Source organism: Erythrobacter longus, assembly GCF_000715015.1.
GTDB lineage: Bacteria > Pseudomonadota > Alphaproteobacteria > Sphingomonadales > Sphingomonadaceae > Erythrobacter > Erythrobacter longus.
This window is the reverse complement of sequence record NZ_JMIW01000004.1, coordinates 221925-235609: the sequence shown is the minus strand read 5'-3', so window position 1 is coordinate 235609 and position 13685 is coordinate 221925. Positions and strand designations below refer to the sequence as shown.

The 13685-nt window shown below is 55.4% G+C and carries 10 protein-coding genes; 8 read left to right on the top strand and 2 right to left on the bottom strand.

From position 1 onward, the window contains the following. Nucleotides 1-36: 36 nt before the first annotated feature. From EH31_RS11100 to EH31_RS16970, 7 genes are all read left to right on the top strand, one after another. The gene (locus tag EH31_RS11100; protein ID WP_034960423.1) at nt 37-834 is read left to right on the top strand and encodes an aldose epimerase family protein; all 798 of its coding nucleotides are present in this window, start codon (nt 37-39) and stop codon (nt 832-834) included. Further along, a complete protein-coding gene (gene xylB / locus EH31_RS11095; RefSeq protein ID WP_034960421.1) occupies nt 834-2261 on the top strand; it encodes a xylulokinase in 1428 nt (475 codons plus the stop codon). The genes EH31_RS11100 and xylB overlap by 1 nt, the downstream gene beginning before the upstream one ends. Beyond that, nucleotides 2262-3575: a xylose isomerase gene (xylA, locus tag EH31_RS11090; protein ID WP_034960420.1), complete on the top strand. Its 1314-nt coding sequence runs from the start codon at nt 2262-2264 to the stop codon at nt 3573-3575. A 70-nt stretch (nt 3576-3645) separates the two neighbouring features. Then, a complete protein-coding gene (locus EH31_RS11085; protein WP_034960419.1) occupies nt 3646-3870 on the top strand; it encodes a hypothetical protein in 225 nt (74 codons plus the stop codon). A 730-nt stretch (nt 3871-4600) separates the two neighbouring features. Next, nucleotides 4601-5515, top strand: a complete 915-nt coding sequence (locus EH31_RS11075) for a LysR substrate-binding domain-containing protein (protein WP_051699188.1) — start codon at nt 4601-4603, stop codon at nt 5513-5515. Nucleotides 5516-5836: 321 nt separating this feature from the next. After that, complete coding sequence (locus tag EH31_RS16975) at nt 5837-9298, top strand: autotransporter outer membrane beta-barrel domain-containing protein (protein WP_051699187.1); 3462 nt, start codon at nt 5837-5839, stop codon at nt 9296-9298. 266 nt (nt 9299-9564) lie between these two features. Next, nucleotides 9565-10647 (top strand): nuclease-related domain-containing protein, encoded by a 1083-nt coding sequence (locus EH31_RS16970; protein ID WP_338390481.1) that lies wholly within the window; start codon nt 9565-9567, stop codon nt 10645-10647. A 16-nt stretch (nt 10648-10663) separates the two neighbouring features. Here EH31_RS16970 and rpoN read toward each other — a convergent pair whose 3' ends face one another. Further along, nucleotides 10664-12175 carry an RNA polymerase factor sigma-54 gene (gene rpoN / locus EH31_RS11060; protein ID WP_034960417.1) on the bottom strand — a complete coding sequence of 504 codons (1512 nt, stop codon included), beginning with the start codon at nt 12173-12175 and terminating at the stop codon, nt 10664-10666. A gap of 11 nt (nt 12176-12186) precedes the next feature. Beyond that, nucleotides 12187-12915: an LPS export ABC transporter ATP-binding protein gene (gene lptB / locus EH31_RS11055; protein WP_241765906.1), complete on the bottom strand. Its 729-nt coding sequence runs from the start codon at nt 12913-12915 to the stop codon at nt 12187-12189. 343 nt (nt 12916-13258) lie between these two features. Between lptB and EH31_RS11050 the strand changes: the two genes are divergently transcribed. Beyond that, nucleotides 13259-13663 (top strand): hypothetical protein, encoded by a 405-nt coding sequence (locus EH31_RS11050; protein WP_034960413.1) that lies wholly within the window; start codon nt 13259-13261, stop codon nt 13661-13663. Nucleotides 13664-13685 lie beyond the last annotated feature (22 nt).

Here is a 13685-nt window from a genome sequence, read left to right as displayed (position 1 = left end):
GAGTGCGACGAGGTAGAGGTTACCGTGGACCCATGGATGGGAGGAGGCATCCTCTCGTTCACATGGCGGGGCATCGATATTTTCAGACCCTCTGTCGGCCACGGTGGTCCACTTGGTCTGGCGAGTTTCCCGCTGGTCCCTTTCTGCAACCGGATCGCCGCAGGCTGCGTGCCGTACCGTGGCAAACCCTGGATGTTGCAGCCCGCCCCGCTCGGGATCGAACCAGTACACGCATTGCATGGCATTGGCTGGCGAAGCCCGTGGTCCACAATCGAGACAGGTGAGAGGTTCGTGAGGCTTGGCCTAAAGCACGATGGTACGTTGTGGCCTTGGGCTTTCTCATCAGAGCAGCGCCTTCAAGCATCGCCCGAGGGTTTTGCCTTCTCTATGTCCGCGACCAACAATGATACCAGTCCCATGCCAACCGGTCTGGGATTGCACCCTTATTTCCCGCGTAAAGATGCGCGCATTGAGCTGGGGGCACGGGCTATTTGGGAAATGGGTCAGGATCGGCTCCCCACTAACCGGCGGGAATTGTCCAGAACCCCGAACTGGTTCGATAAAAAGGGGTTGGATCATTGCTTTGAGTGCGATGCTTTGCCTTTCACGATTGCCTGGCCCACCCATCGGCTTTTTGTACGCCCTTCAAAAAATCTTGCCTTCACTCATGTTTACACACCGTCGGGGGAAGACTTTTTTTGTATCGAACCGGTCAGCCACATTCCAAACGCGGTGAACAGCACGCTTCACCGGTCGGTGACAGGCCATGTGATGCTGGAGCCGGGAGAAACAATGGAAATCGAATGCCGCTTCCTAGTTGAGGAACTTTTGTGATGTGGCTCGGAATTGATCTTGGAACCTCCGCAGTCAAATCCGTCATTGTTGATGATGAAGGGAATGTAAGCGCGGAAAACTCTGCCGTGTTAAGCGTACAAAGCCCGCACCCCCTCTGGTCAGAACAGGATCCTGTTGCATGGTGGGAAGGGGTGCAGGCTTGCGTTTTGGGTTTACCTGCTCAACTGCGATCTATGGTGCGTGGGATTGGTCTTTCCGGTCAGATGCACGGCGCGGTTCTGCTTGACCAAAGTGACACAGTCTTGCGTCCAGCAATTTTGTGGAATGATGGACGCAGCGCTGCGCAATGCCCAAGGTTGGACGCGCTTTCCCGGCACCACACTGGCAATCTCGCAATGGCCGGGTTCACCGCGCCAAAGCTTGCCTGGGTGCGGGACGAAGAACCGGAAACATTCGCTCGGACACGCACCGTGCTCTTACCCAAGGATTACCTAAGGCTGCTTCTCACCGGAGAGAAAGTCAGTGAGATGTCCGATGCGTCCGGTACGCTCTGGCTAGATGTGGGAAAACGCGCCTGGTCCGACACTATGCTTGAGGCAACGGGACTATCACGAGATCACATGCCTCATCTTGTTGAAGGCTCGCAGGTTTCCGGGATGCTGCGGCCAGAGATCGCCAGCCGCCTCGGCCTGCCAGTAGTCCCAGTTGCAGGCGGTGGCGGGGATCAAGCCGCAGGCGCAATTGGCGCGGGCGTGGTCGAAGCCGGTCAGGCGTTCCTTAGCCTTGGAACCTCGGGTGTGACTTTCGCGGCTGGCAATGGGTTTTCCCCAGCTCCTGACAATGGGTTGCACGCTTTTTGCCATGCGCTGCCGGGACGTTGGCATACAATGGCAGTAATGCTCTCGGCCGCCGCTTGCCTCGACTGGGCTGCGCGCCTTACCGGCTTTAAAGATGTGGCCGCCGCGCTCAGGGCCGCAGAGCAAAGCACGGTGGGTGAAGACAAACTGCCCTGGTTTTTGCCGTATCTCACCGGTGAAAGAACCCCGCACAACGATCCCTCTGCAAAAGGCGTGTTCTTCGGACTGACGAACGAAGTCGGACCCGCAGAGCTTATCCGCTCCACTTTAGAAGGCGTTGCCTTTGGCTTGCGCGATGGGTTGGATGCCGTGCCAGATAAGCCGGCCGAACTTTCGGTCATAGGAGGCGGTTCACGTTCCGAATTCTGGGCGCAAATCCTCGCAAACGTGCTTGCTTTGCCCTTGGTTTACCGAGACGGCGCCCACGTGGGACCAGCCAATGGAGCAGCGCGGCTGGCGCGGTTGGCAGTCACTAATGATCCTGTCGAACACGTGTGTCGCCAACCAGTCGAGTTGATGCGCTATCTGCCACAAGGCATTGAAAACGATCGCCTTGAACGCTTTCGAGCCCTTTACCCGATATTGAAATCCACTTTTGGAGCAACATAAATGAGTTATTTTGCCAACATTCCGCCGGTCGCTTTCGAAGGGACGCAGAGCAACAACCCGCTGGCTTACCGATATTATGATGCTGATAGGCGAGTGCTTGGCAAAACGATGCGAGAGCATCTGCGCTGGGCTGTGTGTTACTGGCACACTTTCGCTTGGCCAGGTAATGACATTTTTGGTGCTGGCACGTTTGAGCGTCCTTGGAAACCGGGGCAGCCGGTTACATCTGAGTTTGCGCAGATCAAACTGGATGCCGCTTTTGATTTCTTCTCAAAGCTTGGAGCACCATTTTACTGTTTTCACGATGTCGATGCGATGGCCGACCATGACAATTTAGCAAGCTACACCAAAGAGCTGGATGCCATTGTCGACAAAATGGAGGGTAAGATCGCCGAAACAGGCGTGAGCCTGTTGTGGGGAACCGCCAATTTGTTCAGTCACCCTCGCTATGCGGCTGGTGCTGCGACCAACCCTGATCCAGACGTGTTTGCTTGGGCTGCGCATCAGGTGCGTTCCATGATTGAGGCAACGCATCGTCTGGGTGGCGAAAACTATGTTCTTTGGGGTGGTCGCGAAGGCTATGATACCTTGCTAAATACCAATATCGGGCAGGAGCTCGATCAATTGGGTCGGTTCATGTCGATGGTTGTTGAGCACAAACACAAGATTGGATTCAAAGGCTCCATTCTGATCGAACCCAAACCGCATGAACCAACCAAACATCAATACGACCGCGACACGGCCACCGTTTATGGTTTCCTAAAGCGCTATGGCCTTGAAAACGAAGTGCAGGTCAATATTGAGGCGAACCATGCCACGCTCGCCGGAAACAGTTTCGAGCATGAAATCGCGACTGCGAATGCGCTGGGTATCATGGGGTCAATCGATATCAATCGAGGTGATCCGCAAAATGGCTGGGATACCGATCAATTCCCCAATAATGTGTCCGACCTCACGCCGGTTATGTATTACATCTTGCAAGGCGGTGGTTTCAGGACGGGTGGTTTCAACTTTGATGCGAAAATCCGCCGACAATCGGTGGATGCAGAAGATCTGTTTCACGCTCACATTGGGGGTGTCGACGTCCTTGCACGCGCACTTCTGGCAGCAGCCTCATTGATCGAAGATGGAACCTTCGACGAATTCGTAACAATGCGTTATTCGGGTTGGCAAACCGGATTTGGCAGGAAAGTCATGGCGGGCGAAATGACGTTAGAGCAAGTCGCAGATCATGCGATCGAGAAAAATCTCATGCCCGGTCCAGTATCTGGTCGGCAGGAATATCTGGAAAACCTGATCAATCGAGCCACATGATCAAGACAGTGTATTTTGCGCTTCAACCTAAGCTGTAGATGACGAAATCCACTGTTCCAATTCGTCTATTTTGGTCCTGCTTGAACTGAAGAACGAACTCGATCCGCGCGGTATCGATGCGCTCTCGATGTCACGCTCGGAACTCGCCTTGAAATCCGAAAGCCTGTACACTGACTTAGACGCGATCGAGCCCGCTGTTACCGAATGCGAAACCGATATGGTGGTCGATCAGTTGTTGGCCATCGATAATCATCCCTTGATTGAATGGGTGACGCCAAATCCCTCATTTGACTGATGGCTCGCCGAGCGCCGTGATCATGTCGATGCCCGCATTCGCAGGGGGCTTTCCGAAGTGGTCAGTGCAAAAAGAGAGCCCGACGCAGACTGCCTTGTCGAAGCGGCCCGAGCCCGGTTTCCGTCCAATCGGGCAATCGACCAGAACGAGCCTGAAAGGACGATTGCGCTTTTGTCGAATTCGCAGATTGATACCGTTGGCGGCAAATTTTTCTGTCAGATGCAATCGTGGATGAGCTTTCGACACGATTGGCTGACATCTCCGCTTAAACAGGGAAACACAAAAAACCGCTGCTTTTTCGACGCTTTGCGAGCCACCCCTCGGCAAGCGACGCGCTGAAAAATCTATTTACGCCGCGCTTCGACCAATTAACCCCGGAGGCTGCCCTGGTGGCACTAGTTACCGGATTGATGATTTTTCCAAATATTTTGCGTTCGGCCTTAGAGAGCGAAACGCTACATTGCTATTTGCGCTCCTGGCCCGTCCGGTTGAATGGCCACAAACGCGGCCTGTCTGTTTCTGGCTAGTTGAGATGGGGGGCATCCAATCCGCACACGGCCCAAGTCCGGTCAGTTGCACAATTGCAAAGCGGCCGGAGGCCGAGCTTACGCAATCTGTGCCTGAACGCGGATCAATTGCAATTGAAACCCGTATTTCAGACACTTCTCTGAGCAGCAAAGTGTAACCTCCTTGCTTTCCTGAGCGTAATCACGATCAGGAGGCCAAAAGCATGAACATTCGAGACCTTGAGTATATCGCAGCCGTCGACCGGTATCGCCACTTCGGTCGCGCCGCTGATGCTTGCCATGTGAGCCAGCCATCGCTGTCCGCTCAGGTGAAAAAGCTTGAAGATCGCTTGGGTGTTGAACTGTTTGCAAGAACCAATTCAGGCGTCCATACGACCGACGCAGGAACCCGGATCGTCTCGACCGCTCGTGATGTTCTGCGATCAGCGCAACGAATCTCCGACACGGCAGCTGAATATCATGATCCGATGGCAGCCCCTTTGAGAATCGGGATGATCCCGACACTCGCTCCCTTCGCGCTGCCTTATCTGACCTCGACGATCTCAGAAGTTGCCCAAGACTTACAAGTCATCATTCGTGAGCAGCCCACTCAGGTTTTGTGGAGCGAACTCGATGAACGTCTTGTCGATGTGGCATTGATGAGCAACCCTGAGACACCGGCAGGTTATCGGTTCACCCCGATTTTTGAAGAGCCGCTCTTGCTTATGGTTTCCAAAGATCACCGCCTTGCCAATTCAGGCGCGATCAAGGCCCATGAGATCCCAGTTGAGGAGATGCTTTTGCTGACCAAGGAACACTGCCTGCGGGATGAAGCAATCACACTTTGTAAAGACAAGAATATCGGCATTGACGTTCCTGATCAGTTGCTCGCACACAACTTTCTCACCTTGTCTCACCTCCTCAACCTTGGAGTTGGATGCGCGTTGGTTCCGACGCTGGCCCGCTCTATCCTTGAATGTGCCAATCCGGCGATAAGGTTTGTCGAAATCGAAGACAGTTCGTTTGCGCGGAAGATCGGATTTGTATCACGCGAGGGGTGCCCGCGGCAGCAAATTCTCCTGCGTCTTTGCGACTATATTCGCGCAAATCTGCCGGAGAATGTAACCGTCCTGCGCTGATAGCCGAACCAGTTTTACAACATCAATTCAGCCCTAAGAAGCCGGCTTGCGAGAGCAAGTCGGCAGAACGTGTTTAAGCCGATAGTAAGCTATTTATTTCAGATACTTAACCGATAGGCACTGCCTATGGCACCCATTGAAACCTTGTATTATACAACACCAAATTCGCACCATATTTGCTGACCTCGGAAGGCGGGCAACCCTTAGACCCTCTCGCCCGTCTTCCTCCAATTTATCAAATTGAAAGGCAGCAAAATGAAAACCCCTAGATCACGCAATGCGGTGATAGCCTCAGGCCGTTTATTTCTAACATCATCCTCAATGGCTTTGCTCTGTGCAGGAGCAGCCAACGCGCAAACTGTCATCAATGATGCAGACAATGCGACTGTGACTTCCGCAGCGGATGGCGAGACCATCACCGCTGCTGAAGGCGTTACAAGCACGGTTGACGGCGCACCTGTTGTTGTCGTTGCGAACAATGATGTGACGCTCGACAATGCCGGAACACTTGAAACGGCGGGTGTTACGCAAACCGTTCAGGTCAACCAAGGCACCACTGGCGTGGTCATCAACAACGCTGAGAGTGGCGTGCTGCTTGCAGAATCGCGCGTCGTTAATTTTGACGGAAGCAACGCGGCGCTAAACAATGACGGCCTGATCCTGGGCACTGGCAGCCAGCGCAATGGCGCTGTCTATGCGAACCGCACCTCGAACAACATCACCATCAACAACAGCGAAACCGGCACTATTGATGCAGGTGTCGAAGGCGCTGGTATCGCCATTGAAGTGGGCGGAGGCGGAGCCCCGCGCGGCGGCGCGATCACCAACGCTGGCACCATCGAGGGCCGCGGCCAAGCCTCTCCTACGGGCGGCACCGCCGGCGATGGCATTCGTTTCTTTGGACCCGGCCTTGCGCCGGATTACGTCTACGAAGGCGACATCACGAACAGCGGTCTGATCAATTCAGAAAGCACGCAAGGCACCGTTGCAGGTATCCGCTTTGCCAACCGCATCGGCTTCCAAGGCACTTTGACCAACGAAGCAGACGGCGTGATTTCTGGCGCGCAAAATGGTCTCTATTTCGGCAATGACGCCGATAATACAGGCGGGGTAGTCAACAACCTCGGCACGATCAGCTCAGACAGCCGCGCGCTTAACATTGATGGTACCGGCCTTGTGGTAAACAACTCCGGCTCTATTGTCGGCACCGGCAATCAGCGCAACGGCACAGTATATGCTGACAGCACCGCTCAGAACTTCATTCTGAATAACGAAGCCACTGGTGTCTTCGACGCTGGCATCGGCAATGAAGGCGCTGGATTCTCGGTTGAGCTTTCATCGGCGGCAACCGGCGGCAACGCGTTCGACATCGTCAACGCTGGCACCATCCAAGGGCGCGGAAACGCTTCTGCTGGAGCAACGACAGCTGGCGACGGACTTCGCTTTGAGCGCACCCGTGTGGACGGCGTTCTTGAAGGCTCAACCGATGGTCTGTTCGTTGGCAATATCACCAACTCCGGCACTATCGGCTCGGAAAGCGCAAACGGCACGGCAGGCGGTATCCGCTTCGTCAATGGCGTAAGCTTCCAAGGCGTGCTTGAGAACTCCGGCACGATTACCGGCGTTCAAAATGGCCTTTACTTCGGCAACCCGACACCGGCTGGCGGAGGCGATTTCTCACAAGCGATCGTCAACAACTCCGGAGTGATTTCATCGGGCAGCCGCGCGCTGAACATCGATGGCGTCGGCCTCACGGTGAATAACCTTGCAGGTGGTCAAATCCTTGGTCTTGATAACCAACGCAACGGCACAGTTTATGCAGACGGTACCGCTGATGGTTTCACTTTCACCAATGCTGGCACAGTTGACGCTGGCATGGGCAATGAAGGTTCTGGTTTTGGCGCAGAGATTGGCGGCGCTGCCGATGGAGCCAACAGCTTCACTCTGACCAACACCGGTACCATCCAGGGCCGCGGTCAGGCGGCAGCTGGAACCAATGGCGCAGGCGACGGTGTTCGGATCGGTAACGTTGGCAATACCGGCGTCACAGACGCAGTGATCACCAACTCTGGCACGATCAATTCCGAAAGCACGCAAATGACCACAGCGGGCTTGCGCGTTGTAAACGGGATCGATTTCCAAGGTGAGATCAATAACTCCGGCACGATCTCTGGCGGCAACCACGGTATCTACCTTGGTGCTGGCGACCACACCGGGGCGACCTTCACCAACTCTGGCACATTGTCCGGCGGCGTGAATGCATTCTTCGCTGGAAACGCTTTGTCGGCGGTGAACTTCACCAATGATGGCGGTACGCTTGTCGGCAACTTCGTGGGCACAGCGCAGGAAGACACTCTGACGATCACCGGCACGGGCAACTCCATTCAGGGCAACATCCTGAACACTGTAGCCGTGACGACTTCGGCAGATAGCTCGACTGCGATTGTTGGCGCGCGTACTCTCAACGGCAGCCTCACCAACAACGGCACGCTCAATTTCAGCCTTGGCGCTGATAGCCTTGCGGTTGAGGGTGACATCGTGCTCGCAGAGGGAAGCGTTGTGAACATCGCCACCACTGGCGTGACCCAAGCGGACATCGGCAACTCGATCAACATTCTCACCGAAACCGGAACCTTCACCAACGGCGGCGCCACTATCAATGTGATCGAAGACGACTTCCTCATCGATTACGAAGTGGTTCTGGGTTCAGTTGCGGTCGCTGTTGCGGCAACCGACCTTGGCAACGTATCTGGCGATAGCAGCATCAACAGCTTTGGCTCAGCGATCACTTCGGCTGCGGCGGGTAACCGTTTGCCAGCGGATATATTCACTGCGCTCAACGGGCTTTCGTCAGCAACTGAGTTCGAAGCGACCGCTCTAGACCTCCTGCCTGCGATCAACCCAGCTGTCACTCGCGAGATCTTCGAAACCCAGCGTTTCGCAAGCGCACAGGTCCAAGACCGTTTGAGCGGTGAGGGTATCGGCCTTTGGGGCGAAGTCTTCTACCGCGATGCGGATGCCGACGCTGAAAGCCTCAGCACACGGGGCTATGACGCAGAGGCAACCGGGTTCACACTTGGTCTTGATGGGCGCCTTAGCGAGAACACCGTTGTTGGTGTCTTTGCGAACTACTCAGACATCGATATTGACGCAGAAGGTACGACGGCTTCAGGAAGCGAAGCAGATGCTTTCCAATTCGGTGCCTATGCCGGGTTCGATTTGGGCAAGGCCTTTGTCAATGCGGAAGTCGGTTACTCGACCAGCTCGGTTGATGAGACACGTGCCGCTCTTGGCTCGATCATCACTTCGGAAAGCGATGTGGACGGCGTCTTTGCAAGCCTCAATGCTGGCTACGACCTTGGTACTGACGGCATTGCTATCACGCCAACCGTTGGCCTTCGTTACGCCGACCTTTCCCGTGACACCTTCACTGAAGATGGTGGCCTTGGCCTCACACTTGACCAAGAGGGCGCCGAGTTCCTCGAGGGCCGCGTGGGTGTTCGGGTGGCATCGAAAGCAGAAACCGGTTTCGTCCCATTCGTGAGCGTCGATTATGCCTACGACTTCAGCAGCGACCCACTCGCCATCGCTGGAACGTTCAACGGCGGAGCGGACAGTTTCACCGTGGTGGCGGACGAAGCATCGGCATCACGTTTTGACCTTGCCGTTGGCGCTGATTTCATCAGCGAAGGCAACGTCTCGGTTGGTGCCCAATACCGCGGACGCTTTGCTTCTGGTTACCAGTCGCACTCGGGCGGTCTTCGGGTCCGGTTCGCGTTCTAAATTGCATCAACTTGGGCTGCCTTAGGCCAAGGGAAGCCAGCCGGGAGTTCGCTCCCGGCTGGCTTTTCCTCTTTGAGGTCTGCATCGCATATGTGGAGTGCCCTAGGTCACTCTTTGAGATGGCGATAGAAGCGGCGAAGAAAGCGCTACCATTGTGAGGCCGATATACCTTTGGCGGATAGCTGTAGAAAAGTTCTCCGCCGCAAAATACGTTCATATGCAGCTGTCAATGATAATCGAAAAGCAGGAATACTGCCCCTTAACTCTTGAGGTCTATCCTGGACGTCACGAGAGGAGAATTCGTCTTGATCTTGAAGCAGTCCGACGAACGTTCTGGCGACTTTATCGAGCTAACACGACTGGCGAGCAGGTGTAACGAAGTTCAAAAGCGTCGCCTCGACAAAGAATATGCAAAACTAAGCTCGGGCAGGAAAGGCGAGCGGGACGCGGCATTTTTCATGAATCGCGAATACGGTGAATCGAACCGCATCGGCCTCGTTCATGATCTCCGCATCGGAGTAGGCGATGAATTTGCGCAAATCGATCATCTTGTCATCCACCGTTTACAGGGCCGTGTATGGCTCTGCGAAACGAAGAATTATGGTGGCCGACTGCAATGCAATGCGCACGGAGAGTGGACGGTCTGGTATGGCAAGAAACCGCAGCCTGTCCCTTCACCAATAAGCCAAGCGCGCCTTCAATCGATTGTTTTTCGGCGTTGGCTCGAACTCAACGGATATGGCTATCTCGAAGTCTTGCCGCTCGTGCTCCTCGCGCCAACTGCAAGCATTGATCGCAGAAATATGCCGCAAGACGTGACGGTCGTGAAATCCGACCAGTTTGGCGAATGGTGGCAACGTCAATCCAACGGGTTGGGCGCGCTAACGGCTATGAAAATGGTTGCGGGGACCTTTTGGGAGAGACGGGACGAAGATTGGCTGCGCGACTTGGGCGATAAACTTTGCCGTGCGCATACACCGATTGTTTTTGACTGGGAGAAGCGGCTGGGGTTTGAGCAGACGACGCCGGAGACGCAAGAACAGCAGGGCAGCTCTAATGTGCGCGCGCTGCGCGAGCCGAAAGAGGCAACGAGCCAGTTTGAGCCCGATCTCTCAACTATCCCAACTCCGCTCGGCAAGATCACATTTATTGCACTAGGTGATAAGGAGGTGGCCATCCGCAACCCACCGGTAGAGCCCTTCATTGACGCAGTGCGTGGAACAGTGAAGGGCCGGGGCCGTTGGCAACCGCGCTATCGAAACTGGATCGTGAAGATCGAGGATTTCGCCGAAATACGAGATCAAATCCAGGAGCGTTTGGACAGCGCAAAGAGTGAACGTTCCGCATAATCTGATAGATATGCCCTCAAAGCCCAGCCAGCTTCTTTGCCCGCCGCCGTTCAGCGCTGGAGCCAATCCCGATGGCTTCACGGTATTTGGCGACCGTGCGCCGTGCGAGGCCGAAGCCCTCTTCGTTAAGAAGATCTGCGAGCTTTTGATCCGACAATACCTTTTTGGGGTCCTCGGCATCGGTAAGCGCCTTGATGCGCGCCTTGATGCTTTCCGATGATGCGCCTTCGCCATCAGAGGACGCCACCCCGGACGTGAAGAAATATTTGAGCTCAAACGTGCCCCGGTTGCAATGCAGGTATTTGTTGCTCGTCACCCGGCTGACCGTGCTTTCGTGCATGTCGATTTGTTCGGCCACTTCGCGCAAGGTGAGCGGGCGAAGTTCGGAAACGCCGCGCCTGAAAAAACCATCTTGCTGCTTCACGATCTCAGCCGCTGTCTTGAGGATCGTCTTTTGCCGCTGGTCCAATGCGCGGATCAGCCAATGTGCATCCGCCAGCTTTTCTTTGAGCCAACCTTGAGTTTCCGCGTCGGCGGTTTTGCTCTCACCTCCCAGCTCTACATAATAGTCGCGGTTAACGATCAGACGCGGCAAAGTGTCCTCGTTAAGGGTGATATCCCATCCCCCGTCGTCTTTTGATGACAAGAGAACATCAGGCACCACCGCCTCGCTCGTTGATGAAGCGAAGACAAGGCCAGGCTTGGGGTCGTATTGCCTCAGTTCGCGCAGCATATCGGCAAAATCTTCATCATCGACTTTGCACAAACGCTTTAATCGCGGCACCTCGCCTTTGCCCAACAACTCCAGATTGGCGAGCATCGTTGCCATCGCCGGGTCATAGCGGTCCGCCTCCTTGGCTTGCAGCGCCAGACACTCGCCCAAATCGCGCGCGCCGACACCTGTGGGATCGCACATCTGGATCACTTCGAGAGCATCCTCGGTGCAATCCATGTCAACGCCCAGATCATAGGCGATATCGCGCAACGAAGCAGAAAGGTAGCCTGCGTCATCGAGCAGCCCAGCGATATGGCGCGCGACGAATTCTTCGCGCGGGTTGCACGCAAGCCCACCGATCTGCGCGTCCAAATGCTCTGCAAGGGTAAGCTCTGCGGCCTTGGTCGCTTCAAGCCCGGGAAGATCGTCCATCCCCCCACCTGCACCGCCAGCCGCACCCCACTCCGCATCAGGAGAACCGCCTGCGCCAATGTCAGCCTCACCCGTATCCCGGTCGCGGTCGATTGCGCTTACGTCGATATCCAGCGGCGCTTCGCTTTCGCCCTGACCTTGATCCATCAACTGGTCGCTCGTTAATTCCTCGCGCGGGATATCGCCGGGCTCGCCGGGAGGGGTGTCATTGTCCGTGGAAAGCGAGCCTGCCTCAAGCAGAGGATTGCTTTCCAAAGCATCGCCGATGAAGGTTTCAATTTCGAGGTTAGAGGCTGCCAGCAGCTTGATCGCCTGCTGCAGCTGAGGCGTCATTACCAGCTGTTGCGATTGGCGTAAGTCGAGGCGGGGGCCTAAAGCCATACGCTGGGTCGTTAGAGCGTAAAGCTCTCTCCCAGGTAAAGCCGCTTAACATTTTCATCCGCGACGAGTGCCTGCGGGGTGCCAGCAAACAGCACCTGGCCGCCATAGATGATGCAGGCCCGGTCCACGATGTCGAGGGTCTCGCGCACGTTGTGATCGGTAATCAGAACGCCGATGCCGCGCCGTTTGAGGTCTTTAACAAGATCGCGAATATCGCTGATCGAAAGGGGGTCGATGCCAGCGAATGGTTCATCCAGAAGCATGATCGAAGGTTTAGCGGCGAGCGCGCGCGCGATCTCGCAGCGCCGACGCTCACCACCTGAAAGCGCCATCGCAGGGCTCGTCCGAAGCCGGGTGAGGCCAAATTCTTCGAGCAGCCGCTCCAATTCCTGCGCGCGGGTGGATGCGTCAGGTTCAACCATTTCAAGGACACAGTTGATGTTCTGTTCAACCGTCATCCCGCGAAAAATGCTGGTTTCCTGGGGTAGATATCCAAGGCCAAGGATTGCCCGCCGGTACATCGGCAGGTTCGTCACATCCTCACCATCCATCAAGATCCGGCCCGAATCAGGCTTCACCAAACCCATGATCGAATAAAAGCAGGTTGTCTTGCCCGCGCCATTGGGGCCAAGCAGGCCAAGCACTTCGCCTTTGGCAACGGTTAGCGAAATATCGGTCAGGACCGCGCGCTTGTCATAGCTCTTCGCGATGGAAATGACCTCAAGACCGCCATCGGGCATAGGCGCGGTGGCGTCTGCCTTTCCTGCATCAGGCCCCTCACCAGGCCCTTCACCGGGAGCGCTCGCAGCGTCATTAATGGTCGTGGTGTCGCTCATATGATTCCCATGTAGCACCCTTGTTTTATGAAGGAAGGGTCAGAGGGCACGTTTTGGCAAGATTTTTGCTTAACCGGCCGTGGCTGAACTCGGCTGCAAGAGTAACCTTACGTAATCTCGGGAGTTTTTGACCAAGCTTCCCGGCTACGCAGAGCGAATATTTCAATTTGGTTACCAAGCTTGCAACATCGCTCTGTGTTTGAGATAATCGCGTGCGAGAGAGTAGAGTTTGTTGGGGAACGCAATCATGAACGAGCTGATGAACAGCCACGGAGCCGGTAGCCACTCAGGTACCGAAAGCACCACAGACACATCGGGCGAAATGCTGCGCGATTGGCGTAAAGGCATGAGCGACCATGTGGCCTATGCGCTTCTGGTCTACACCGGCCTGCAAATCTTCATGACGGTTAAGGCTTTGGGCGAAGGCACATCATCACTCTTGCCTTATATTGCTCTCGTCGTTCTGGTTGCGGCCATTATCCCAGCTTGTCGTTGGTTCGAACGCCGATGGACCGGAATGTCCGACGAAGAGGCGACCGACCCATCTTTTGCCGGTGCCTTTCGCCGTGACACAGTAATGCTATGGCTTCTTGCCATTGGTTTGCCGCTTGTCCTGACCGGGCTTTGCAAAGCGATCTTTGCACTCAGCTAAACTGCTTTGCTAAATTGGTGGG